The following is a 24,701-nucleotide window of genomic DNA, read 5'->3' on the forward strand; positions in this document are numbered from 1 at the left end:
TAGGGCTAAATTTGAGACGCTTGTCTCGCTTCTTGTCGCAATCTACTCCAGAAAACTCTCTGCAATCAGCTATCTATTCTGTGTCTTTTGGGTCACATAAAAATGGGGTAAAAGCCATTTTGCGATCAAATTGATCTTTTTTTGATCGGTAAAAACCGGTACTGTGTCGTCTTCGCTAATCGGCTAGGGAGGGCTTCAGCAACAATGACCCGGTGGCCCGAACTATGGTTTCTCGTTCAGTTGTTCTATTAGTACTTTGTTTCGGATTTATCGCTTCAGCTTACGCCGCGCCACGTGGTTTGGGGGAAGTGACCTGGTACGAAGTCGACAGTGATAATTTTCGCGTGATTACCGATGGTGATCCCAGCGCAGTCAAAAGTCTGGTAGCAGACTTGGAGCGCTATCGCGCAGTGGCCTTGGAGTTACTCGATGCAGACCCAAAAAGCGAGCGATTAACTATTTATGCGGCCGCAGACCGGGACACCTATGCAAACCTGGTGGGTGTTGAGCTGGCGGATATGACCAACGGTTTGTTCGATACCTCTGCGGAGGGTAACTATGCCCTGGTAAACCTGGATGGTCGCAGCGTTGAGAGGCAGCTCAAAGCGCGCGAATTCCTGTTCCACGAATACACCCATTTTCTGAGCTATAACGGCAACACTACCCACTACCCCTATTGGTATAGCGAGGGGTTTGCTGAATTTATGGCAACCATGTCATTCCCGGAAAAAGGCACCTACAAAATTGGCTCCATTCCCAGCGAACGGGCCATGACCCTGATGTATACCGGGCTTATGCCGCTGGAAGACCTGTTGCGCGCGACGGTGTACAACACCGATGCGGAGGAAAAGGCGGATGTCTATGCCGGAGGTTGGATTCTGTCTCACTGGTTGATGATGAAAAGCGGCAAGCAGGATAGTTTCGATAATTTCGTCAAAGCCTATAACGATGGCGCCGACCCAGTACTTGCCCTGGAAGAAGCGCTGGGGATGTCGGTGAAAGAAATTGAAAAGGCCTATGTCGCCACTTATAAGGCGGATAGCTTTGAACATTTTAGTGGCGCTATCCCCGCGGACTTTAAAGAGGCCAGCCCTACGATTAAACGCCTCAGCAAAAGAGAGTCGGTGAGTATCCTGGCTGGATTTATCGCCCAGTCCGGTTACAACCTGCTGGCCTTGGATGAGTTGATTGAGTATGCCTACAGCACGGGTATTTACAGTACTGAGTTGGCTGCGATTAAAGCGAGTGCCGATCTGCGATTGGGTAATTTCCCCCAGGCCAGCCATCTTTTAGCCAGTGTCCCCACTAAGGACCGAGGCCAGCTCTGGTACTTGAGTGCCCATGCCTGGTTAACGGTTAATCAGCAGGCGGTGGCGCCCGGTATTAAGCGGGATCTTCGCAGCTTGAAAATGGCGCGGGAGGAGTTCGACTTCCTGGTGAAGGAAGAACCGAAAAATGCATCTCACTGGTTTGGCCTGGCGATGGCTATGGAGATGCTGGATTACCCCCGAGAGGAATATCTGGAAAAGCTGGAGCAGGCTTACAAGCGTGCCCCCCGTGAGCTGCATATTGCCCAGTGGCTGGCAGAAGAGCTCTACCAAAAGAAAGATGCGGAGTATTTTGCCCGAGTGGCGAAGCCGCTGATGTTCGAGCTTCCAGACGAGGAGCAGAACAAAGAAATAAAAATGAGGTTGGCAGAGCTGAAGGGCAAACCCAAGTCATCATAGCAACCATAAGAGCGCTCACTGAATAAAAAAGGCTTGTCACTCTGTGTAAGAGACATCCGACATTCGCCAACGTATATTTGCCCGGCAATTGACTTTGCCGGGCTTTTTTTTAGGGGATAATTTCCCTGCAAACTGGTACGATTTCTGTAACAGCGGCAATTCCATATTGTGAAGCATAGCGAGCGCGTTAAGGGTAATGCTTCTCATAGAATAAGAAAGGGTGCACTGTGAGCAGAAAACGGTTTTTCGTTATATTTCCGCTATTTGTCTTAATATTGCTGCTTGCCGCATGCGAGAGTAATAGAGATCCTGTTGTAGAAAACTCAAAGGTTTTAACGGAATCTCCCCAACAACCGATACCAACGCCGCAGAATAAACAGCCCGCAAAGCCACAATTTGAAAATTATGTAGAGCAGGGAGATTTGCCAGCCTTGTTAGAGCGAGGTGTATTACGCCTGTTGGCCCCAAGGGGCCCCCAGGAGAGCGCCTTACCACGAGAAGGACTACCTGCAACAGAGTGGCGAAAACTTGCGGAAAATTTTGCTCGTAGCCGGGGATTAAAGCCTCAGTGGGTTTACGTAGATAACTTTTCCGATTTAATTCCGGCGGTTATTGATGGACGTGGGGATGTAATCGCCACCAATTTTTCCCGCACCGAAGAACGCAAGTTATTACTGGGTTTTACCCGCCCATTACAATATGTTGATGAGTTGCTAATTACTCATAAAGAGTTCGAGGTGGAAGAGGCTGTGCCCTTACAAGTCGTGCTGCGGCGGGGCAGTGCATTTGCTGAAACCCTGGAGCAGCGAGCCGATACGGAAAATTACAGAATCACTTACCTCGATAAGCCGGTTGCAACCAGCGAGCTTATCGCGGCTGTAGCAGCGGGTGAATATCCCGCAACAATTATTGATAGTAATTTGGCCGATGTACTTCTAACTGATTACCCTCAACTCACAGCCACCACAGAACTCGATTCCCGCAGGCCTATCGCTTGGGCTGTACGCAAAAATGCTATCGCTTTGAGGCGTGAGTTGAATGAGTTCTTTACAGCAGAATTGGTATTGGCCAGTCAGAACCGAGAGCAGCCACTGAGAGATTGGCAGGCGATAAAGGAGAGCGGAACTTTAAGGGTGCTTACTCGCAATCACCCCGCTTCCTACTTTATCTGGCGCGGTGAGTTGATGGGGTTTGATTACGATCTGCTAAGGAAGTTTGCCCGTGACCATAAATTACGTCTGAGCATGGTTGTGCCCGATAAAGACCAGGATTTGGTCGAGGCATTGAATGATGGAATGGGAGACATGATTGCTGCATCCCTAACTGTTACCGAGGCTCGCCGCCAGCAGGGATTGGTATTTTCCAAGCCTTATATGACAGTTACGGAACAGGTAGTAGCCGCAAAATCAAATGTGCCTGATAAAGAGCTGCCCCTTCCAGAGAACCTGCTTTCTGGGCAAACAGTAGTGGTTAATCCCACCACGAGCTATCACGAGAGTCTGGTCAAAATAATGGAAAAGCAGCACGGGCAAGATATGGTGCCGCTACAGATCCATCGTCTAAAAAGCGCTACCAGTGAGTTTCTTATTGATGCAGTAGCCAGGGGTATTTTTCCCTATACCGTAGTTGACTCACACTTGGCCGCCATTGAAAGCACTTACCGGGATGACTTTACTGTAGTGGGGGAGTTGCCAGGGGAGCGAGATATCGCCTGGGCCGTTCGAACTGGCCAACCGGAATTACTGGAACAACTGAATAACTTTCTGAACAAGCACAATCGGGACCTGTTCTTTAACGTTACTTACAATAAATATTTCAAGGAGCAAAAGCGTATCCTACAACATCAAGGGCAGCGCCTGCGCAGCACTGATGAACTATCGCCCTTTGATCCCATAGTAAAGAAATATACTGAGGCTACCGATCGGGATTGGCGTATGGTGGTTGCGCAGATGTATCAGGAGAGTCAATTTAACCCCCAAGCTCGCTCCTTTGCCGGTGCTCAGGGCTTGATGCAGGTATTACCTCGGACTGCACGACAGATGGGAGTTAACAATTTGTATGATCCTGAAAACGGTATCCGCGCAGGTGTATCTTATCTGGGGTGGTTGGATAAACGTTTTCCTGAAAATATACCCCTAGAGCAGAAGATCTATTTTACCCTGGCTGCATATAATGCGGGTCACGGCCATGTCAGGGATGCCAGGACGTTAGCCCGACGACTGAAGTGGGACCCTAACCAGTGGTTTGGCCATGTTGAAGAGGCCATGTTGCTGTTGTCCCAGCCTGAATACTATCGCGATAGTCGTTTTGGTTACGTGCGCGGCAGGGAGCCAGTTAATTATGTGCGTGAGATACGGGATAGATATATTGGATATTTAGGAGTTGAGCGCCATCAGAACTATACAGATATTGATGGCGGCATTGCTCCCGATTAATTAATGCATCCCATCAGTGGGCCTCTGCAAGCCAGAGGCATTGTGGGTTTTTATTGATTGCCCTTTAGCTCCAGCGCAGCTGTATTGCGGAGGCGAGAGTTTCTTGCGGCCCAACTTTAGAGGCTCCACCAATCAAGTAGAGGCTTTCTCCTAGGGCTACTGCTCCGTGACCGTGCCGTGCCTGGGGCAACTGACCCTGATTGTTCCAATCATCTGTGACTGGATCGTAAATCCAAATATTGTTAAATGCTGTACCAGTCTTCCAGTTGCCATTGGGGCCAAATGCCTCACCGCCGGTAACTATTAATTTATTATTTAATGGGGTTGCTGTGAGCCCGGCAACAGCTTGGGGAAGGGGGCGGATCTTTTCCCATTTATCCAGGCTGGGGTCATAAACTTCGGCATAAGTTAGATTCCCGGCCTTGCGACCATTGTCGCTAACCTGGCGGCCACCAACAACATAAATTCTGTTATTTAAAGTTACCCCACCTGCGGAGTTTCGCTTGATACTGGCTGGTGCTGCTTGCTCCCAATGATCTCCTCTTGTAAGCACATAATGAGAATTGGTATCTCTATTTTTAGACTGTTCGTTGGGGGCCTTACCGCCAATGACATGGATGTTCTCCCCAATATTGGTGTAAATAGATTCAGCCAAGGGCCGGGGGAGAGGGCTGGTTTCTATCCAATGCTTATATTCGCTGGATAGTTTATAAACGGTATTTCGGGCTTGCCAAGCGCTATCAGAATCGCCAAAAAAACCACCGATGCCATATAGGCCGTTGGAGTTACTGGCCATACCGAGGTGATGCCTTACCTCAGGTAAATTGGGCCCATGCCTCCAGTTTTGTTCCCTTGTAGAAAAGATATGTGTTTGTTTAGTTGGAGAGAGACCGAAGAAAACTGCCGCATCCGATGGGATAAATCCCCCTGCTACATAGATCTCACCAGAAAAGACTGCGGGGTAAATCTCCTGTAAAGGCATTTCCAGGCTGGGAAGACTTGATATAGATAGACTGGAATTAGCCTCTTTAGCGGTTAGATTGACTCCACCGAAAGTAAGGGAAGCTAAGCTGGAATATTTAATAAAGGATCTTCTGGATAGCGCCATGGTAACAAACACTTTCATACTGACTGATAAGGGATACCTATTGACTATAATTTTTTACCTAAAAATAGGCTAAAAAGGGTCATTTTTATAGTGACTGAAAGGGGCGCAATCGTCAAATCCATAACGGCGATAGAGAGCGATTGCGAGAGCAAAAGCTTCAGCGCGACCTGTCTCCAACTTTATCTCTTTATATTTACGTTGCTTTGCCTCCTCCAATATTCTTTCTATCAAGGCGCGGGCAACGCCTTTGCGCAGGAATAGAGAATGAGTTTTCATGGATTTTATTTCGCCCAAATCAGGGTTGATCTCTTTTAGGGCACCACAGCCGGCCAAAACTCCATCAATTCTCGCTCCCCAAAAGGTAATCATGGGGTCATTTAACTCATCAGGATTTAGTGCGTGAGCGCTCCCAGGTGGGGAATGTCGGTACATTTCCCGTAGATGAGCTTCAAGAAGATTGTTAATGGAACCGTCAGACAGGTCGTCTAATTGTACTGATATATACATCTTTATTTGATTGTCTTTCTTTTTAAAACAATGGTTTAAATAGGAACGCCCGTTAAACTTTTAGGCTTTGAAATGTCACTGTAGCAAGATTTTTAGAGAAGGATAAGTATAAGTTGACTGGTGCAATAGATATGCTTTATTAGGGGGCATAGAGATAAAATATATATTTTTTTGCACCGTTTTATTGCGCGTAATACCCAGCCAAAAGCCTGGTAAGGGAAACTAAGGGCTGGATATTGCCCTTAGTTCAACATTAATAGCTAGTTTAAAGAAGATTTAGAGTAATCGCTTCCCGATATTGATACAGCGTTCACCGGAGTAGCGATGATTTTTTAATGCTTTTACCAATATGGGCTTAAGTTGTGGTTTTTCTTTCACTAGCTCGGCGACCTTATAGTTCTGTATAATGTTCGAATGAATATTATTGATGCATGAAGATTACCCGCTTCCGCTCAGGAGGAGAAACGTCGAACTGCGGTAAAGCTTTGGAAGAAATCGGAGCCTACAGTAGAAATTGCAAGAACACTGGATGTTTCCAGCCGTGCTGTGCAAAATTGGATTAAGGCTTACAAATTTGACGGATTCGAGGCATTAGCCGCTTAAAAGCGCGGCTATTTGAAAGTGGTGAATCGCAGCCTAACGGCAGAGCAAGAAAAGCAGCTTCAAAAAAATCGTAGCTGAACAGCTCAAACTTAACTATGCTCTGTGGACTTGTAAGACTTTCATGGAGCTAATCGAACGTGAGTTTGGCATAAAAATGTCAATTCGAACGGTCGGTGATTATCTGAAGCGCTGGGATTTTACACCTCAGAAGCCCGCCATACGCGCCTATGAGCAAAACCCCAAAGTAGTTAAAAAATGGATGGAAGAAGACTATCCATATATTAAACAACGTGCCAAAAAGGAAGGTGCAGAAATTTACTGGGGTGATGAAACGGACATTCGCAGTGATTGTCAGCATGAACGCGGCTATGCGCCAAAAGGAAAACCACCCATTGTGAAGTTAACCGCAAAGCGAGCTTCACTCAACATGATCTTAGCGATTACAAATCAAGGGACAGTGCGCTTTCAAATTTACGAAGGAAGCATGAATGCCGACAGATTAATTGGCTTTCTTAAGCGATTAATTAAAACCGCAGGCAGAAAGGTTTACCTCATTCTAGATAACCTTAGGGTACATCATGCCCGAGTGATTAAAGCTTGGCTGTCAGAGCATGAGGATGAGATAGAAAAATTTTATTTGTCATCGTATTCACCTGAATTGAACCCAGATGAGTATTTGAACTTCGATCTTAAAGGGGGTGTATATAGTGGGATTCCAATACAATTCAAAAAAAGTTAGAAAAAACTACTTTCTCACATGAGAACGCTACAGAAGAAGCCTGCGCGCGTAGTTTCCTACTCTAAGCATAAGGAAATTTAATATGCAGCATAGATGAACTATTGGGCCTCCGGGTTAATAGTAAAGAAGTGATACAGAATTCTGAACACTACCGCCAGAGGCTATGTATTAATTAATGCATTCGTTAAAAAGTGGAGAATTAGAGTTTGAGCAGAGCGATCACTCACTATGCCCAAACTTTAATTAATCCAAGCAGGCTGGATCTGAAGTAACAAAAATATTTCCCGCCCATACGTTACTACTACTGCAGTCTAGATCCAGAGGTGAAAATAAATCAAAAATACCATTATCAATTGCTGTATTCGACACAATTACATTTTGAGTAGCATTTAAGTCGAGCAGATAGATGCCATAAGATGTATTGTCACTAGCTTCATTGCCAGTAATAGTATTATTGTCAGCATCGTATATTTCTATACCCACGTTATTATTGTTTATAGAATTATTGACGACTGTAGTAAATTCACCCCTAAGCTCAATCCCTGCTTCGTCATTAGAATCTATTGTATTTAAAACAACGACATTAAATGATCCATCAAGATCAATCCCATCTTCAGTATTTAGTATTTCATTACCAGAAATAAAGTTAGCATCTCCATCAAGTTCGATACCTTCATCATCAACCGTATCAATAATATTATTAGTGATTATGTTGGAATTTGAACTGGATCCAATATCTATTCCATCATCATCGGTATTGAAAGAGGAGGTATCGGTTACTGTATTGAAGCTACTATTGATAACAATGGCATCATCATCTGAGTCAATTATATTGATTGTAGATACTCTATGGCTTCCAGTACCCTCTATCTGTATGGAGTCAAAACACTCCTGAATATCACCATTGCTGAGCCTGGCTGCAGTACCCGTTAAAAGTATCCCATCACCTGTCGCGTTTACACACATTAAAGTGTAACCACCCATATCAAGGCGGCCCGAAGGTCCCTCAATAGTAAGAGATGGGTTAAAAATAGTTGAATCACAGGATAGGTCTTCTGTGAGAGTTTCCGAGGTTGTGATAACGTCGCCACAGCTAACGGCACTGGCAACTATGGGGACGGCTAATGTGCCAATTAAAATCGTCACTGAGGTAAGATGCATTGCTGTACTTTTCATAAGTTTTCACTCACGTTCTTGTAGTGATATGAATAGCTGTAAACATTAATCAAAGCTCAAATAAAAAAATAACAGAAAAAATCTAGAACTAATTACTACAAATCCATGTAGATAAAATTTCACTCAGGGGTCAATATGTAAAGATTCTGGCAGGTCTGAATCTTCTTCAAAAGTATCGATTTGAAATAAATTGGCTCCATTTATTTCGATAACTTATTAAGTTTTTTATGAAAATCCCTGATATTATATAGCAGCCAAATGGTCCATCCGGAAGGTAATGTTATTTAAAGAAATTGTTCATCCTCACTAACGACCTGATCCTACCCACCAACGACGGACACACTCTTATGCGATAAACTATGCAGCAGAGGTGCTCTAGACAAGATCAAATAAACCAACCAAAACCGCTCGTAAACAATACTCAGAGGAGTATAGAAAAGATGCCCTGGCACTGGAAACTGGCCTAAATTGTGGTGAGGCCGGCCTGGTAAAGCCAATGTTGCTGCCAGGAATTAAGATCTTTGTCCGCAGCTTTGCCCAGGTGGTTGATAAAGTCATTGAGGGTTGAATTGTCGTAAGACAAGGCCTTTAAGTAATTATTGACGCCTTTGCGAAATTCTTCTTTGCCCAAATAGTAGGGCAATTGCTTGAGTACTGAGCCGCCTTTGCCATAAGTAATTCCATCAAAATTGGCAAAGGCTTCGTCAGTATTGTTGACTGGTAGTTGAATAGCGTGGGTAGTGGGGCGTTGATCAGTGTGGTAAGCCCATTGCTTGGCACCTAAGTAATAGTTCTCCCAAGCGGTAGTGAATTCGCTATTTTCGGCTAGAGCCAGATTGGCCGTGTAAGTGGCAAAGCTCTCATTGAGCCAAAGGTCATCCCACCAATTCATGGTGACCAAATTACCAAACCATTGATGGGCCAGCTCATGGGCAATAACATTGGCGAGGCGCATCCGCTGGGCCTGGGTCTTTTTTCCTCGGGATATGTAAGAATCGTTAAATGTTACAGCCCCAACATTTTCCATAGCGCCGGCGTTAAAATCAGGTACTAGTATTTGATCATATTTTTTAAATGGATAATCAATTTCAAAGTAGGGCTGAAAGAATTCAAAGGATTGTTTGGTGAAGGTAAACCAGTCTTCTGTTTTTACGTAATTTGCCAGGCTCTGTCTTGCCATTAAGCGAAGGGGAATATCTCCTGCCTTGTCTTCCCAGATGTGGTAAGGACCTGCATGTAAAGAGAATATGTAAGATGAGAATTTCTTGGTTTGAGGAAAAACCAGTGGTTTGATTTTCTTTTCTCTTCTACTCTCTCCTCTCTTTCCGCGATAACTACTACCCAGTCTTTTGGAGCCTTTACATCCAGGGTGTAGCGTGCTTTCAAATTGGGTTGGTCAAAATGTGGGAATAGGCGATTGGCATCATAAGGTTCAAAGTCTGTATATAAATAGACCTTTTCGTCTTTGGGGTCTTTAAAGCGATGTAATCCTGAGCCATTGTTAGAGTATGGGTGTTGATAATTTACCGTAATCGTGTGGGATTTTTCCGGTAGATTTTGATAATCAATAGAAATAAAGTAGTTGTTGTACTCAAATGGAACAGATCTTCCATCGACCTGGATTGAATCAACCGCATCACCGGAAATTCGATAGTGAGCGGCTGTTCAGGTATCTTTCTAAAATTGATATCTGCGTGCACAATTCCGGAGAATTTCTTAGCTTGACTATCCAGATTGATGCTCAGCCGATAGTCCACTTCAGCAATTTGCTGAAGGCGAGTGTCAGCATAAGATTCTGAAAGTCCTGGAGCTGTGGTTCTAATAGGAGATGAATTTTTTTTGCTGGTGAGCTTATTCCTTGCTCAGTAGTTCTTTGCTCACAGGAACTTAATAAAATACCACATAGAATCGCTATAACTACTTTGTACTTTAGTAGTACCTTTGTAAGGCTAGTATATTTGTTTATGGCGTTATTTTTTATATAGGGTTATTGAATTACTATTTGCGATTTACTTTGTATCATTAAAGATAGCTAGGCGGCGATATAAATTTTCCGTATCAGGAGGGGGAATCTTTTATACAGAGTGAGAAGGAATAGGTTCTGGCTACTGGCCGTTTGCGACCTCAGTAATTGATTCCGCTAATGCGTTGATAACTCCGTCAATCTCCTCTGCCTGTGCTATAAATGGGACGCCGATTTGCAATGTGTCGCCGCCGTAGCGAATATAAAAGCCTTTTTCCCACATCTTCATAGCAATTAAGTAAGGCCTGAGTAATGGCTCATCCGGAGCTGATTCGATTTTCAGGCCTGCGGCAAGTCCACAATTACGAATATCTTCTATTAACGGTAATCCATTGAGTTGATGGATATGGTCTTCCAGGATATGGGCAAGCTCCGCAGATCTCTCAAATAAATTTTCTTTCTGTAAAATATCCAGTGTCGCCAATGCCGCTGCGCAGGCTAGTGGGTGCCCAGAGTAGGTATAGCCGTGGGGAAGCTCCAGTTGGTATTGAGGTCCTCCATTTTCCATGAATATCTCGTAGATATCTTGACGCACAGCCACAGCGCCCATGGGAACAGCGCCATTTGTAAGTTGTTTGGCTGTATTGAGCATATCCGGGGTCACTCCAAAAAACTCTGCTCCGGTGGCTTTCCCCATGCGCCCGAAAGCGGTAATAACTTCATCAAATATCAACAATATGTCGTATTGAGTGCATATCTCCCTAAGGCGGGGGAGATAGCCTTTTGGTGGGGGCAATACCCCCGCAGACCCGGCTACGGGCTCGACAATAACAGCGGCAATGTTTTCAGAACCGTGCAGTTTGATAAGTTCCAGCAACTCGTCTGCCAGGAAACTTCCCTGTTCAGGCTGTCCTTTAGCAAAGCGGTTGTAGGGTAAAAGGGTGTGGCGAAGGTGGTCAGAATCTAAAGATGAGCCAAAGATTGCTCGATTAGCACTAATACCGCCCACACTAAGACCGCCAAAATTAACTCCGTGATAGCCTTTCACGCGTCCGATGAATTTTGTTTTCCCTGGAGCACCCATCTTCTGCCAGTAGGCTCTAGCTATTTTTAGAGAGGTTTCTGCGGATTCAGAGCCGGAGTTTGTAAAGAAAATACGATTGAGCCCCATGGGCATCATCTGGCTGACACGCTCCGCTAGTTGGAAGGCTCCCGGATGGCCATATTGGAAAGCGGGAGCGTAATCCAGAAGGGCTGCTTGCCGGGTAATGGAGTCAATAATCTCCGGACGGTTGTGTCCGGCACCACAGGTCCACAAGCCAGAGAGACCATCGAATATGGGGCGGCCATCAGCACTACGGTAATAGCAGCCGCTGGCTGAGGTAATAATACGGGGATCTCTTTTGAATTGGCGGTTCCCGGTAAAAGGCATCCAGTAAGCATCGAGCTGCGATTTACTAAGTCCCGCTGATTTGTCGTTCATTTTTATTTTCCGACATTTGGCCTTATCGCATTAATTTTGGACCAACTTTTCTACTTTATAAATTGATTCTCACTAACTTTAGTTTCATAAGTGGGATTTATTAATAGAGTATTGAAGTATTGCCTATGGCAGGAGTTGAGTGCCGGGGGAGGGTTTGCCGGAATGGCCTGAGGGAGAGAGGGAGATGAGAGGAGAAAGAGAACCGGGGGCATTAGCCCCCGGTAATATTGCTGATTAAACAGCAGTGGCGATTCTGTCCACATAGGGGGCGAGTTCTGGTTTGTTCTCCAGAATCTCCTGCCGGGACAGACCGTCGATCTCGTGGGGGAATACCAACCACTCTTCGGTCTTGTGGATAAAGTAATCCGGCTCGCGCTTGGCCTTGTTGTTCTTCGGCTTGTAGTAAGGGGTCGCGATACGAATCTCCGGTGTGTTCTTCTTACAGGCAGCGCGCAGGTCTTCGATAGTTTGCTCAATACTCAGGCCAGAGTCGTGCACATCGTCCACGATCAACAGGGAGTCGTGGGACTCCAGGCGCTTGATCAGGTAGTTCAGGCCATGCACGCGCACTTTCTTGTCGCGCTCACCGATACCGAGATAGGAGGAAGTGCGGATAGCGATATGGTCTGCATCCACTCCCATCACGTGCAGCAGCTCTTGTACAGCGATGCCCACAGGAGCGCCACCGCGCCAAACACCGACAATATAGTTTGGGCGAAAGCCGTCCTTATAGATTTGCTCGGCGAGAGCATAAGAGTCTATCAGGAGCTGCTGTGCGCTAATAAAGTGCTTTTTCATCAATGTACCCCTCAGAAAAAGGCAAACTTGGCAACAAAGAGTGCCGCTAACACGTAGACACTGATGCTGACGTCTTTGCTACGTCCGCTCAGCGTTTTAATAACTGCATAGGAAATAAAGCCCAGGGCGATTCCGTGCGCGATCGAGAACGACAAAGGCATCATCACTGCGGCGATTACTGCCGGTGCGGCCTCGGTAATGTCATCCCAATCAATAGATGACATACCGGAAGTCATCAGGACGCCAACATACAGCAGAGCACCTGCGGTTGCATAGGCCGGAATCATACCGATTAGGGGCGAGAAGAAGGTCGCCAACAGGAATAGCCCGGCGCAAACCACAGCGGTCAGGCCTGTGCGACCACCGGCGGTAATTCCCGCAGTACTCTCTACATAACAGGTAGTAGTGGAGGAGCCCAGTACAGAACCAACAACAGATGCGGAACTGTCGGCCATCAGGGCTTTGCCCATTCCAGGCAACTTGCCATCTTTATCCAGCAGTTTGGCGCGATCAGAAACGCTTAACAGGGTGCCTGCGGTGTCGAACAGGTCGACAAACAGGAAGGCAAAGATCACGCTGATCATGCCTACTTCGAAGGCGCCAGCGATATCCAGCTCCAGGTAAGTCGGTGCCAGGCTGGGAGGTGCGGATACCAGACCGGTGAACTCTACCTTACCAATTGCCAGGGCGATGACGGTTACCGCAAGGATACCGATCATCACTGAGCCCAGCATACGGCGGTAGGACAGCGCCACAATAATAAAGAAGCCCAGTGCTGCCAGGATTGCCTCAATTGACTTGAGGTCACCCAGGGTTACCAGAGTAGCGGGGCTGGCCACAACGATACCGGCACTCTTCAGGGCAATGATCGCCAGGAACAGGCCGATACCCGCTGCCAGGGATTGTCGCAGGGAGAGGGGAATACTATCGATAATCCACTCTCGCAGCTTGAAGATACTGAGCAGCAGGAAGATTACCCCTGATATAAACACCGCACCCAGGGCTACTTGCCAGCTGTAGCCCATTTCACCGACGACAACGTAGGCGAAGAAGGCATTGAGGCCCATACCTGGCGCCAATGCGATGGGGTAGTTGGCGTAGAGCCCCATAATCAGGCAGCCAATAGCGGCTGCAAGACAGGTCGCCATAAACACAGCGCCTTTATCCATACCCGCTGCAGCCAGGATATTGGGGTTCACAAAGATGATGTAGGCCATCGTCAGGAATGTGGTAACGCCGGCAATCACTTCCCGGCGAACATTCGTCTGGCGCTCTGAGAGCTTGAACAACTTCTCCAGGAATGAGGCATTGCCTCCCACCTGCGGGATGTCGGACCCTGGGGTCGCCGATGTTTGGATATCAGTGGGTTTCATATCAGAAGTGGTACTTTACTAGCAGGTTAACGTTGCGCTCGTTGGAATCGACACCATAAGTGCCATCTTTGATTCCGAACTTGTCGTTCCAGTGTACGTACTCAATACCCGCGTACAGGGTCTTGGGTTCACCCCAGGCGGCGCCGGCATCCCATTTCAGCTGGGAGGTAAAGTTAGTGCTCGGATGTGAATCTTCAGAAGCACTGGTCCAATCGATAAATCCGTCGTAGACAAAGCTGGCATCACCCAGGGTAAAAGGCATGGCCCAAACCAGGGTCAGCTGCTCGTTGCTGGCCTTGTCATCGTTATCGCGGTGGTAAACATTCGCCTGTACAAAGGAGAAACCGGGAACCGCGAGATCAAAGCCCACACCTGTCAGGTAATTGGTGAAGTGGGGGCCTGTGGCCGTCAGGTGATCCGGGTCATCCATATTGCCTATCTCCACAGTTGTGGCGACAAGCACATCGGTAACCGGTCCGAAAGCCAGCTCACTGCCGCTGAGCTTGCCTAAGCTCAGGCGGGGAGAGATCTCACTATACAGCTCATTGGAGCCATCTTCCGAGTCCAGGTAGTCGGCAAAAATAAAGAGGTCACCCCAGCTGTGGCCACTGGCGTGCTCGAAAGTTACTACGGATCTTTCAGAGTCATCCGTGTTGAGGCTGTAGTTAACCTCGTAATCGCGGCCGTAAAGAAGGCTCAGGCTGTTGTCACTCCAGGTCATCTCAGCTTGGGCAGCTACGGACAACAGGCTAGAGGCCAGCAGTAGCAGGGGCTTGGTTGGTTTCATTCTATTACCTCTGTTACAGCGACAGGCGAATTTCGCACTGGCGGCCGATGAGAAAATCGGCAGTTGGTTAAAAAATAGTCGCGGAATGTACCAGAACTTAACCCCTGTTTTCCAGTGTTTTTTCTCGGGATTTACGCTTTTTTCCGAGCTTTTTAAGTAACTCTGCACCAAAAAAACACGCTTGGGGAAAACGAGATACTCATTTGTTGGTTAGCGATGGGTTGGTGTAGCAAAAAAGTATTGCTTGATTGGTTTGATAGTAGGGAATCGCTATATTGCAGGGGCAAATTAGGTAAATAGTCCAGAAAGTCGGCATCTGCTCTCCAGTGGTGCTTGCACAGGCAACATGAATACTTTTGGTGCTTTAAGGGGTCGCGATAGATGTTGTTTAACTTTGATGACACTGGAAGTCATCCGCTTGGTAGCAGAACAAGGATGGTTGAAATGTATCTTCTGAGCGCCTTCCTTATATAGGCAGGCATCGGCCTGAGGTCGATGGTTATAGTTGGGAAAAGTAAATCGACTTTTAACCTGTATAAAAATTATTTGGCTGTTTGGTTTTTTTGCTAGTTCGTAGGAAATTGGCCCAGGAAGGAATCTGGATGGATTGCAGTAGCGGGGGGCGACTTTAGGGGGACGCAGGTAATGCCTACCGAGCCCCGTATTATCTGGTGGTGATTGGTTACACTTGCAGCTTTTGAGACCTGGGGCGAGTATTGTTATCGCCCCAATATGCCTTTTCCGATTCGAGTTTGGAGTCAGGCTACCTGCTGTTCTGTACCTGACTGGTGCGCCAGGTATTCCTCGTAAGTGCCTTGAAAATTGATCAGTGCTTGGTCTTTGATTTCAATAACTCGGGTTGCCAGGGATGAGACAAACTGACGATCGTGACTCACAAAAATAAGTGTGCCCTCATATTTCTCCAGTGCCTTGTTTAGGGCTTCGATGGCTTCCATGTCCAAGTGGTTGGTTGGCTCATCCATGATGAGCACATTGGTGTCCATCATCATTAGCTTGCCAAACAGCAGGCGATTTTTCTCGCCGCCAGAGCAGACCTTTGCCTTTTTATTGGCATCATCTGCGGTAAATAATAGTCGGCCCAGAATACCCCGCACGGCCAGATCATCGTGCTTGGGGGTGCGCCATTGGGACATCCACTCAAATATTGTCAGGTCACCATCAAAATCTGCACTACTGTCTTGCGGACAGTAGCCGATAGCGGCATTTTCTGACCACTTGACGACTCCGCTGTTTGCTTGGATCTCATTGACAAGACAGCGCAGGAAGGTTGTTTTACCAACGCCGTTCTCACCGATAATTGCCAGGCGCGCACCGGCTTCCAGCAGCATTTCGCCACCTTGAAATAGCGTTTCACTGTCAAAACCATGGGTAAGCCCCTCAAGAGTCAGCGCCTGACGGTGCAATTTTTTACACTGGTTAAACGTAATATAAGGGCTGACCCGACTGGAGGGTTTGATTTCGTCCAGCTTGATTTTTTCCATCTTCTTCGCGCGGGAGCTGGCTTGCTTGGCTTTGGATGCATTGGCAGAAAAGCGGTTCACAAAGCTCTGTAGCTCGTCCAGTTCGGCACTTTTCTTGGCATTCTCTGCGTGAAGTTGTTCTTGTATTAGCGTGGAGGCCGCAACAAAGTCCTCATAATTGCCGGGGAAAACCCGCAATTCACCATAATCTATGTCGGCCATATGGGTGCAGACAGAGTTCAGGAAGTGGCGATCGTGGGAAATGATGACCATTGTGCTTTTGCGTTGATTCAGTACATCTGCCAACCACTTGATGGTGTGGATGTCCAGGTTATTGGTCGGCTCATCCAACAATAAAATATCCGGGTCGGCAAATAGCGCTTGGGCGAGTAATACACGCAATTTCCAGCCGGGAGCTACCTGTTTCATCAGGCCAAAATGTAGGGATTCGTCGATGCCAGCTTCAAGCAGGATTTCTCCCGCACGGCTCTCTGCACTATAGCCATCCAGCTCAGCAAATTGGACTTCAAGCTCGGCTACACGCATGCCGTCTTCTTCGCTCATTTCCGGTAGCGAGTATATACGGTCACGTTCCTGTTTAATTTCCCACAGGCGGACATCTCCCATGATGACCGCATCGACGACGGTGTACTCTTCAAATGCAAACTGGTCTTGGCTCAAAGTACCCAAGGTGCATCCAGGCTCAATGGATACGTTGCCGGCCGAGGGCGCCAAGGCACCACTCAAGATCTTCATAAAGGTTGACTTTCCACATCCATTGGCCCCGATAAGGCCATATCGGTTGCCATTGCCGAACTTTACAGAAATGTTTTCAAACAGTGGTTGGGCACCAAACTGCATGGTGATATTCGCGGTGGAGATCAAGAGCGTATTCCTGAGGATTACAAATGGGCTCTGGTAAGCCAGTTTCGCCAAAATAGGAGGCGTGATGTGGGGGCCGCACTATAAGGATTTGGCGCTGAAGTGTCGAGGAGTACGTTCAATAACTAAGCAGTTTCTCCGCGGGTTCGATATTAGAGATTGAAATATATATGTTAAAGTGTACTCCTAGGCTAGGAGGATATTCCATTTCGGGGTGGGGTGCGATGATATGCATCTGTATACTCCCTGAGTTCGGGCTCTTTAGCTAAAGCTATGGGCCCTAATATTAGGAATATTCCCGGTATAAGTTGCCAGCGCGTAAAGCGGCCACTTTTATTTAAATAATTAACGGGATCACTTGATCTTATTTGTATCCTTTGGGTGGCTCCGACGGCAAAGTAAATGTTAATGCTGTTAGGGGGGAGGGTTGAAGGGCTAATGACTAGCAGATGTCAGTCAATCAATTTTTGATCTCTATGAGGAGCTAGCAAAGGCTGGAGGCTATATGAAATCGAATTGTTTGCACCTTGCGATTCCGGCAGGGGACCTGGAAACCGCCAAGAAATTCTATTGCGATGTCTTAGGCTGCAAGACCGGCAACAGTGAAGAAGGTCGCTGGGTAGATATCGACTTTTGGGGTAACGAACTCACCCTGCACCAGAGTGAGGAGAAGCTCCCCAATGTTCGCCACAAGGTGGATATGGGAGAAGTGGCTGTTCCTCATTTTGGCATTCACCTGCCGGAAGATGAGTTTCAGGCACTAAAAGGCCGTATCGAAGCTGCCGGGCTGGAATACCTGGACAAGCCTTACCGTCGCTTTGTCGGCAATGAATACGAACAGGAAACCTTTTTTATCGAAGATCCAAATGGCAACGTTCTGGAAATGAAAACGATGGTTAATCCTGAACTGATGTTCAAGTAATCGTCTGGGCCCTGCAGATAGTTGAATCTGTAGGGCTGGGTTTCTCCGGCTATTCCTAGCCCTCCCTTATCCTTGCTAAGAATGCGATGCCTTAATCTGGGGTTGAGTTCTGATTGCCTGAATAATACCTCCTATTACTATCAGTAAGCTGCCGGCATAAGTATTCCAGGTTGGGAGTGTGTTATAGACCAACCAATCCAATATGCCGGAGAAAATCAGGCTTGTATATAAATAGGGAGATAAGCTGGCAGGTCTGTTTACCCGACGATAGGCTTTAGTGCGTAAGGATTGATTGCTGATTGTCGACAGGCTAAAAGCAATAATCACAATCACAAAACTTACCGAGTCCGATAGAGATACCGCGACTTTTGTAAGCTCCCCAAGATTTCCTTCAATCAATAAAATAGCAAGCATATAGAGGCTGGATAGGCCGAACATCTTGGTGGTTGAAGATATCGTATTTTGCTTCTTTGAAGAGTGGTGCATTACAAACTGTGAACAAGCTCCAAAGAAGCCCGATAGCAGGCCCACTATCATATAGCTATCAAAGCCAGCAATTGGCTTCAATATAAAAGCAACGCCGATAAAGCTGATTAAACAGGCCGCTAGTGTCTTCTTTTTTATCGGATCCTTTTTGGCAAACCGGGTAATAAAAGGGAGAAATAAACCTGACGTTGAAAATAGAAGGGCGGCGACAAGTAGAGAGCCTTTGGACAAATAATAAAACAAGCAATACTGAGCGAGACAAGTGAATAACGCCCTTGCACCATCAATCCTATCTATTCGATGAGTCACAGGGTTTTCATCGAAAACAACGAGGCAAATCCAGGTTAGGATTAAAAATGGGGCAAAGAAACGAATAAAGACCACCAACGATAAGGAGCTAAAGGTAGTTAGTTCTTTACCAAATAGCCCGGTTAGCGACATACAGCTGGCCGCCAGAATTGCGGTAATGACACTGAGGGCAAATTCTCTATTGGAAATACGGGTATTCATTATTTACTAGCACCCTCACTAGCAATAATCTCATCGACTGCTTTTACACTGGCTATCTTCGTGAGGAAGTTCAGGCTATTCTGTTTATTGTTTTCCGTGTCAGACTCACAGGCATCTGAGGCAATGAGTACTGAAAAGTCTCTATCGTGAGCTTCCCTGGCTGTCAGTTCGACTGTATTTTGTGTTGATACCCCACAGAAAATAATCCTTTCTATATTGTGGCTAGCAATAAGCACTGGGAGTTCGGTCCCATAGAAGCCACTGACACGCCTCTTATAAATAGATATATCGCTATCAGTGATATTGAGATCATCAACAAAAGCAGTGCCCCAGCTTTTCTGACGGAGGGCGCCTATATCTTTGATATAGCTGAAGAGGGGAGAGTTAGAGGAAGATTCCCTGTAGTCGGTGGAAAAAGCGACCCTGATATGGCAAATAAGATGACGTCGTGCTCTTCCCCACGCAAGGAGTTTATTGGTGTTCTCAATAACTCTATTCTTATGGACTCTTGGGGCCGCTGCTGATATTTGTCCCTTTGGATGACAAATATCGTTGATAAAATCGAGGGTAATGATTGCAGTCTTCATGACCAGAGTCTATTGAGGCGAGTATTGGCTCAGTTTAGTAATGATTAAGGAAGTCTTCGATAAATGATTTTATGATTTATATAGAGATTACGATTTTTTTGTCATAAATTGCTTTGCCCTTTTTTTTATTGCTGTCACTTCACTCTTATCAAGCTTATCCAAAAGGCTGAACATCATTGTCATTCTATGATTGCCCTCTAGTATTTTTCTTTTTTCAATTAAGAAATTCCAGTAGAGGCTGTTAAATGGGCAGGCCTTCTCTCCAGTTCGTTGTTTGACGTCATAAATACAGTCGCTGCAATAGTTGCTCATTTTGTTGATATAGGAGCCACTACTAATATAGGGCTTTGTTGCAACCAATCCACCATCGGCGAACTGGCTCATTCCCCGGGTGTTAGGCATTTCAACCCACTGAATAGCATCTATGTAAATACCGAGATACCAACTTTCCACCTGGTCAGGGTCAGTTTGTGTTAGTAGCGCAAAATTACCGGTAATCATAAGCCTTTGGATATGGTGAGCATAGGCATTTTCCAAGCTATTCCTGATAGTGTTGTGAAGGCAGTTCATGGACGTTTTGGCATCCCAGAAAAAATCTGGCAAATTATTTTTATTCTTCAACTTATTCTGATGCTCATAACTGGGCATAGACATCCAGTAGACACCGCGCATATATTCTCGCCAGCCCAATATTTGGCGTACAAAACCTTCAATCTGGTTAAGTCCTATTGAAATTTTTCCATCTTCCCAAGATTTTATCGCTGTATCGATAACCTCTTTTGGAGATATGAGTTTACTATTTAGGGAGAAGCTAATTCGGCTGTGATAAAGAAAGGCTTCATCTGGATCCATTGCGTCCTGAAAATCGCCAAAATGAGCAAGTAGATGTTTACAAAAATGACGAAGTAGTTTTATAGATTCCTCCCTGCTGGTTGGCCATATAAAATCCTCTGGATCAATCTCTCCAATACTCTTAACTCCAGACTTTTTTATACGGGATAAAGTTGAAGTGACATTACTTGTTATTTTTCCCTGCTTGGGTTTGCCCAGCTTTCCATTCCATTTTTTTCTATTGCTTTGGTCGAAATTCCACTTTCCCCCTTCAGGTTTTCCATTGTTCATCAGAATGTCATGCTTCTTCCGCATATAATGGTAGAAGCTTTCCATAAGTAGAGATTTTTTCCCCTGGAAGAAGTCTGCCAGCTCTTTTCGGGTGGTCAAAAAGTGCTCAGTGTCGTAGGCTTGAAACTCTATTGATAGTCTCTTCTCTAGTTGTAATAGTTGCTGATCTAGTCGGTACTCATCGGGAAGTTGGTACTCAAATTTTTCAATTTTGTGTTTTCTAATAATATCTTCGATATTTTTTGTAAGGTTTTGTTTGTTGTTTTTATTGTCTATTCGATAGTAGATGACATTACAGCCCCTATTTTTAAGCCACTCTGAGAAAATCTGCATAGCTTCAAAAAAGGCAACGATTTTTTGGATATGGTGAACAACGTAATCGGTCTCTTGGCGCATTTCAGCCATAAAGTAAATCTTATCCTCCTGGTTACCTCTAAACCAGGAGTGTTTTTGGTTCAATTGATCTCCTAATAGCAAGCGCAGCGTTTTCACATCTCACTTCCTTTATTTAGGTCTTAATATGCCTATAGATAGATCCTTCTATTCACTCCCACATTTTCTACAAAAGTAGAGTCATGGGAGATCAATAAAAATGTTCCGGGGTATTCTACCAGCGCAGTTTCTAGCGCTATACGCGACTCCAGATCCAAATGATTGTCCGGTTCGTCCAGTAGTAGCAGGTCTGGTGCCTCAGTGCCACGAGTAGCGGCAAGTAAAGCAACCTTTAGTCGCTCCCCTCCACTTAAAGTATTGGTAGAGCGAAGTGCAGAATCACCTCGAATATTCATTGTGGCTAGGGCTGTGCGCCAGAAGTTGGTATCTTTATCAGGGTGCAGGCGGGATAAAGTCTCCAGGGCAGATAGATTTCCATTTAGTTGTCTTAGGTTCTGATCCAGATAAAAACAGCTGCCAAAAGTTTTACACAAACCGCTGCGAGGTTTAACTCGACCAGCAATGATCTTTAGTAGCGTTGTCTTTCCGCTACCATTGGCGCCACAAATATGCCAGCGATCGCCACTGTGCATGGTAAGTGATATGGGATCACTCTGAATACCGTAGGGCAGTTTGAGATCCTCAACATGCAGACGAATACCACCCGTTAGCCCTGTTTTGCTAAGTTGCATATTTGGGAGCTTATGACTCTTATAGTCCTTTTGGCAACTTTCTAAATCTAGCTTTAACTTATGGTGCTGACGATCCAGGTTTCTAGTCAGCTTGCCTAAACTTTGCCCTGCACGATCTTTTTTCGCATCTAGTAGCGATTTACATTGGGAACCTTTTAACTTCTTACCCTGGTTTTTTCTGGTTGTAGTTTTTTCAGCAGAACTTTGCTTAAGTTTGTTTAGGCTTTTTATATTCTTTTTGGTACTTTCAATTTTCTTTTCTACAGACTGTCTCTGTATCTCTTTTTCTTTCTTGTAGTGTGAATAGTTGCCACCATATGTGCGTATTTTTCCTGAATCTAGTTCCACTATCGTGTCAGCTTGTTGGAGTAAGCTTCGATCATGACTGACCATTAGGATTCCGGCAGAATGGTTTCTAATTTTCTGCTGTAACCATTTTCTACCGTCTGAATCTAGGTGATTACTAGGCTCATCCAGTAGCAGATAGTAGTTTTTATAAGAGAAGCCATTGATTAAAGCCAGTCGGATTCTTTCACCGCCGCTAAGATTGTCGATAGGAGTGTCTAACGTGAGATTTATTCCGGCGCTGTATAAATGCTGTTGCCAAATTGTAGGTAGCTCCCATGAATCTGAGACACGTATCAGATCTTCGTCACTCTGATTGCCAGATTCAATACGTGAAAAACAGTCATAGAGGCCCGTAGGGTCGAATATATCTACAATTCTCTTGTTGGAATTGCTGCTCACTTGATCCACTTTAAGGTAGTCCGTATACCAAGTAATACTTCCCTGTTCAGGCTTTAGTTTCCCAATCAAAGCCTCTAAAAAAGTCGATTTTCCACTGCCATTATTTCCCACTAAGCCAGTAAATCCAGAATGGAAGTCAAGATGGATCCCCTTAAGTAGAGATTTCTCAGGGACGTTTAAGTAAAGATTTTTTATAGAACAAATGCTCTGCATGTCACCCTCCGGTAGTCGGAATGGGTGGCGCAATACCATGATCTTGAGAGAAAGTTGTAGAGAATGGAGTACGCCACTTGCACGGGAATTGATGGCCTCTTAAGAAACCGGTTTATCTCCAGTGTGTGCAAGGCTTAATTCATTGGCGTAGATAGCTCCAAAAAGAAAAGTTGTTAAGTGTTAGCTTAATAAAGATTCAAAAATACTTCAAGCCCCAACCTAAAAGCGCTCACTTGGTACTCTCAACTCTTAAAATAGAGTGGTATAAGAGTATTATTGATATTACATTGAGATGATGCATTTTTACGACTTGATTTAGAGCAATAAGTGTTTATAAGCGGGGGTTACTATGGTATCTGAAGGTTTTATAGCAATTTGTCTATTGATCGTAAGTACTATGCTTTTTTTCTTTTACCGAAAATCACAGCGGGAACGATTTTTAAGAGACTATCAATTCCATCCGTCTCTCAAACAAAGAGTGAAGAAAAAATACCCTCATCTCAGCAACAAGCAGCTGGGTATGGTACTCGATGGGTTAAGGGAATATTTTATTATCTGCCAAACGGCTGGTAGACAAATGGTCGCTATGCCATCTCAAGTGATTGATGTCGCTTGGCATGAATTTATATTAAGCACACAGATGTATCGAAATTTTTGTAATAAATCTTTTGGACACTTTCTGCACCACACACCCAATGAAGTTATGCCAGATAGTGTAGTGGTCTAATCCTTCCGGACACTTCGCTAAGATGGTAAAACTACCAAGCGAGGTGAAGTATGACAACAAAAGGTACACGTCGGCATTTCAAGCCGGAATTTAAGAAAGACGCCGTAGCGCTAGTCTCTGAGCAAGGGTATTCAATTTCTAAAGCAGCAGAGGCTGTAGGAACAACAGCCAATAACCTGCGACGCTGGATAAAGGAACAGAAGCAGGAAGAAGACGGTGTGAGGTTGGATGTAGGCGAGCGCGCAGAATTAGAGCGATTACGACGTGAAAATAAGCAGTTGCGGATGGAGAAAGAAATCCTAAAAAAGGCCAGCGCCTTCTTTGCGAAAGAAATGAAATAAAGTACAGCTTTATTGAAAAACAGCAAGGCAGCTTTCCTGTTAGGGTGCTCTGCCGGGTAATGCAGGTAAGTAAGACTAGTTATTACGATTGGTGTTGCCGTGGTAATAGCTCAATAGATGCTCAAACATGGCAACTATGCCATCGTTTGAAGGCCCTATTTGCAGAATCTAGACAGAGTCTCGGAAGTCGTCGGTTAATGAAGCTGTTACGTAAAGAAGGCTTTGAAGTCGGGCGCTATCGAGTCCGCAAGCTCATGAAAAAGCTAGGCTTGGCAGTAAAGCGCAAGAAGCGATTTACACTGACGACAGACAGTAAACATCACCTGCCTGTCGCAGAGAACCTTCTGAATAGGGAGTTCTCACCGAGTGCTAAAAATCAAGTTTGGACGACTGATATTACATATATTTGGACTTCGCAGGGCTGGCTGTACTTGGCGGTAGTGATTGATCTCTATTCGCGCCGGATTGTTGGTTGGCATCTAGATCGCAAGATGGAAACGGCCCTGGTAACTCGTGCGTTGATGATGGCTGTCAATTTGCGTACGCCCCCAAAAGGTCTCCTGCATCACTCTGATCGTGGCAGTCAGTATGCCAGCCATACCTACCAAATGTTATTGAGTCAGCAGGGGATGGTGTGTTCAATGAGCCGTAAGGGAAATTGTTGGGACAACGCACCGACTGAACGTTTCTTCAGCAGCCTGAAGCGGGAGTGGTTAACGGGAAACCTCTATCCGACAAGGGAGGATGCGGTAGCAGATGTAAGAGCCTATATTGCTTATTACAACTCACGCAGAATACATACAACACTGGGAGATCTAGCCCCTATCGAATTTGAGGAATGTGCTTAAAGAAGTGTCCGG

The 24,701-nt window shown here is 45.6% G+C and carries 20 protein-coding genes and 1 pseudogene; 7 read left to right on the forward strand and 14 right to left on the reverse strand.

The window, feature by feature from the left end; all coding sequences use genetic code 11:
* Positions 1-224: 224 nt before the first annotated feature.
* Positions 225-1,727, forward strand: a complete 1,503-nt coding sequence (locus ACJJIZ_RS04200; protein ID WP_444915291.1) for a hypothetical protein — start codon at positions 225-227, stop codon at positions 1,725-1,727.
* 227 nt (positions 1,728-1,954) lie between these two features.
* The gene (locus tag ACJJIZ_RS04205) at positions 1,955-4,162 is read left to right on the forward strand and encodes a transporter substrate-binding domain-containing protein (RefSeq protein WP_444915292.1); all 2,208 of its coding nucleotides are present in this window, start codon (positions 1,955-1,957) and stop codon (positions 4,160-4,162) included.
* Positions 4,163-4,226: 64 nt separating this feature from the next.
* Here the strand turns inward: ACJJIZ_RS04205 and ACJJIZ_RS04210 are convergent, their stop codons facing one another.
* On the reverse strand, positions 4,227-5,288 hold the full coding sequence (locus ACJJIZ_RS04210; RefSeq protein WP_444915293.1) for a Kelch repeat-containing protein: 1,062 nt from the start codon (positions 5,286-5,288) through the stop codon (positions 4,227-4,229).
* 51 nt (positions 5,289-5,339) lie between these two features.
* Entirely contained in the window at positions 5,340-5,777 is a 438-nt protein-coding gene (locus ACJJIZ_RS04215; RefSeq protein WP_444915294.1) for a GNAT family N-acetyltransferase, read from the reverse strand.
* Positions 5,778-6,236: 459 nt separating this feature from the next.
* On the opposite strand from ACJJIZ_RS04215, the pseudogene ACJJIZ_RS04220 reads away from it, so the two are divergent.
* A pseudogene (locus tag ACJJIZ_RS04220) lies at positions 6,237-6,380 on the forward strand (helix-turn-helix domain-containing protein); the annotation flags it as partial.
* A gap of 67 nt (positions 6,381-6,447) precedes the next feature.
* The gene (locus tag ACJJIZ_RS04225) at positions 6,448-7,119 is read left to right on the forward strand and encodes an IS630 family transposase (protein ID WP_444916185.1); all 672 of its coding nucleotides are present in this window, start codon (positions 6,448-6,450) and stop codon (positions 7,117-7,119) included.
* Between the two features lie 243 nt (positions 7,120-7,362).
* Here ACJJIZ_RS04225 and ACJJIZ_RS04230 read toward each other — a convergent pair whose 3' ends face one another.
* The 8 genes from ACJJIZ_RS04230 to ACJJIZ_RS04265 all read right to left on the reverse strand — a co-directional run bounded on the left by ACJJIZ_RS04230 (position 7,363) and on the right by ACJJIZ_RS04265 (position 17,065).
* Entirely contained in the window at positions 7,363-8,295 is a 933-nt protein-coding gene (locus ACJJIZ_RS04230; protein WP_444915295.1) for a NosD domain-containing protein, read from the reverse strand.
* A gap of 463 nt (positions 8,296-8,758) precedes the next feature.
* Positions 8,759-9,475 carry a M1 family aminopeptidase gene (locus ACJJIZ_RS04235; RefSeq protein WP_444915296.1) on the reverse strand — a complete coding sequence of 239 codons (717 nt, stop codon included), beginning with the start codon at positions 9,473-9,475 and terminating at the stop codon, positions 8,759-8,761.
* Positions 9,475-9,942 (reverse strand): gluzincin family metallopeptidase, encoded by a 468-nt coding sequence (locus ACJJIZ_RS04240; protein WP_444916186.1) that lies wholly within the window; start codon positions 9,940-9,942, stop codon positions 9,475-9,477. Before ACJJIZ_RS04240 ends, ACJJIZ_RS04235 begins: the two co-directional genes overlap by 1 nt.
* A 458-nt stretch (positions 9,943-10,400) precedes the next feature.
* Positions 10,401-11,741, reverse strand: coding sequence for an omega-aminotransferase AptA (gene aptA / locus ACJJIZ_RS04245; protein ID WP_444915297.1), 1,341 nt, complete (start codon positions 11,739-11,741; stop codon positions 10,401-10,403).
* A gap of 234 nt (positions 11,742-11,975) precedes the next feature.
* Positions 11,976-12,539 carry a phosphoribosyltransferase gene (locus ACJJIZ_RS04250; protein ID WP_413663623.1) on the reverse strand — a complete coding sequence of 188 codons (564 nt, stop codon included), beginning with the start codon at positions 12,537-12,539 and terminating at the stop codon, positions 11,976-11,978.
* An 11-nt stretch (positions 12,540-12,550) separates the two neighbouring features.
* A complete protein-coding gene (locus ACJJIZ_RS04255; protein WP_413663622.1) occupies positions 12,551-13,912 on the reverse strand; it encodes an NCS2 family permease in 1,362 nt (453 codons plus the stop codon).
* Between the two features lies 1 nt (position 13,913).
* The gene (locus ACJJIZ_RS04260) at positions 13,914-14,699 is read right to left on the reverse strand and encodes an outer membrane protein OmpK (RefSeq protein ID WP_444915298.1); all 786 of its coding nucleotides are present in this window, start codon (positions 14,697-14,699) and stop codon (positions 13,914-13,916) included.
* A 758-nt stretch (positions 14,700-15,457) separates the two neighbouring features.
* Positions 15,458-17,065 (reverse strand): ABC-F family ATPase, encoded by a 1,608-nt coding sequence (locus ACJJIZ_RS04265; protein ID WP_444915299.1) that lies wholly within the window; start codon positions 17,063-17,065, stop codon positions 15,458-15,460.
* Between the two features lie 502 nt (positions 17,066-17,567).
* Between ACJJIZ_RS04265 and ACJJIZ_RS04270 the strand changes: the two genes are divergently transcribed.
* Positions 17,568-17,984, forward strand: coding sequence for a VOC family protein (locus ACJJIZ_RS04270; RefSeq protein ID WP_282930918.1), 417 nt, complete (start codon positions 17,568-17,570; stop codon positions 17,982-17,984).
* A 75-nt stretch (positions 17,985-18,059) separates the two neighbouring features.
* On the opposite strand, the gene ACJJIZ_RS04275 is transcribed toward ACJJIZ_RS04270, so the two are convergent.
* The 4 genes from ACJJIZ_RS04275 to ACJJIZ_RS04290 form a co-directional block, all read right to left on the reverse strand.
* Positions 18,060-18,980 (reverse strand): DMT family transporter, encoded by a 921-nt coding sequence (locus tag ACJJIZ_RS04275; RefSeq protein WP_444915300.1) that lies wholly within the window; start codon positions 18,978-18,980, stop codon positions 18,060-18,062.
* Positions 18,980-19,567, reverse strand: coding sequence for a cysteine hydrolase family protein (locus ACJJIZ_RS04280; protein WP_444915301.1), 588 nt, complete (start codon positions 19,565-19,567; stop codon positions 18,980-18,982). Before ACJJIZ_RS04280 ends, ACJJIZ_RS04275 begins: the two co-directional genes overlap by 1 nt.
* A gap of 87 nt (positions 19,568-19,654) precedes the next feature.
* Positions 19,655-21,181: a cryptochrome/photolyase family protein gene (locus tag ACJJIZ_RS04285; protein ID WP_444915302.1), complete on the reverse strand. Its 1,527-nt coding sequence runs from the start codon at positions 21,179-21,181 to the stop codon at positions 19,655-19,657.
* 32 nt (positions 21,182-21,213) lie between these two features.
* Positions 21,214-22,773 (reverse strand): ATP-binding cassette domain-containing protein, encoded by a 1,560-nt coding sequence (locus ACJJIZ_RS04290; RefSeq protein ID WP_444915303.1) that lies wholly within the window; start codon positions 22,771-22,773, stop codon positions 21,214-21,216.
* 349 nt (positions 22,774-23,122) lie between these two features.
* Here ACJJIZ_RS04290 and ACJJIZ_RS04295 point away from each other — a divergent pair, with 349 nt between their 5' ends.
* Positions 23,123-23,500 carry a glycine-rich domain-containing protein gene (locus tag ACJJIZ_RS04295; protein WP_444915304.1) on the forward strand — a complete coding sequence of 126 codons (378 nt, stop codon included), beginning with the start codon at positions 23,123-23,125 and terminating at the stop codon, positions 23,498-23,500.
* A 50-nt stretch (positions 23,501-23,550) separates the two neighbouring features.
* Positions 23,551-24,689 (forward strand): IS3 family transposase gene (locus ACJJIZ_RS04300; protein WP_444905442.1). Its coding sequence is split into 2 segments (ribosomal slippage): positions 23,551-23,800 and positions 23,800-24,689, totalling 1,140 coding nucleotides; the frame shifts between segments, so codons are not numbered across the junction.
* Positions 24,690-24,701 lie beyond the last annotated feature (12 nt).

Source organism: Microbulbifer maximicatervae (SeqCode), assembly GCF_052467225.1.

Bases quoted from the DNA above. Each gene is read 5' to 3' on its own strand.
- ACJJIZ_RS04200 (WP_444915291.1), top strand. From the start codon at position 225: ATGGTTTCTCGTTCAGTTGTTCTATTAGTACTTTGTTTCGGATTTATC.
- ACJJIZ_RS04210 (WP_444915293.1), bottom strand. From the start codon at position 5,288: ATGAAAGTGTTTGTTACCATGGCGCTATCCAGAAGATCCTTTATTAAA.
- ACJJIZ_RS04215 (WP_444915294.1), bottom strand. From the start codon at position 5,777: ATGTATATATCAGTACAATTAGACGACCTGTCTGACGGTTCCATTAAC.
- ACJJIZ_RS04230 (WP_444915295.1), bottom strand. From the start codon at position 8,295: ATGAAAAGTACAGCAATGCATCTTACCTCAGTGACGATTTTAATTGGC.
- ACJJIZ_RS04235 (WP_444915296.1), bottom strand. From the start codon at position 9,475: ATGGCAAGACAGAGCCTGGCAAATTACGTAAAAACAGAAGACTGGTTT.
- aptA (WP_444915297.1), bottom strand. From the start codon at position 11,741: ATGAACGACAAATCAGCGGGACTTAGTAAATCGCAGCTCGATGCTTAC.
- ACJJIZ_RS04250 (WP_413663623.1), bottom strand. From the start codon at position 12,539: ATGAAAAAGCACTTTATTAGCGCACAGCAGCTCCTGATAGACTCTTAT.
- ACJJIZ_RS04255 (WP_413663622.1), bottom strand. From the start codon at position 13,912: ATGAAACCCACTGATATCCAAACATCGGCGACCCCAGGGTCCGACATC.
- ACJJIZ_RS04260 (WP_444915298.1), bottom strand. From the start codon at position 14,699: ATGAAACCAACCAAGCCCCTGCTACTGCTGGCCTCTAGCCTGTTGTCC.
- ACJJIZ_RS04270 (WP_282930918.1), top strand. From the start codon at position 17,568: ATGAAATCGAATTGTTTGCACCTTGCGATTCCGGCAGGGGACCTGGAA.
- ACJJIZ_RS04275 (WP_444915300.1), bottom strand. From the start codon at position 18,980: ATGAATACCCGTATTTCCAATAGAGAATTTGCCCTCAGTGTCATTACC.
- ACJJIZ_RS04280 (WP_444915301.1), bottom strand. From the start codon at position 19,567: ATGAAGACTGCAATCATTACCCTCGATTTTATCAACGATATTTGTCAT.
- ACJJIZ_RS04290 (WP_444915303.1), bottom strand. From the start codon at position 22,773: ATGCAGAGCATTTGTTCTATAAAAAATCTTTACTTAAACGTCCCTGAG.
- ACJJIZ_RS04295 (WP_444915304.1), top strand. From the start codon at position 23,123: ATGGTATCTGAAGGTTTTATAGCAATTTGTCTATTGATCGTAAGTACT.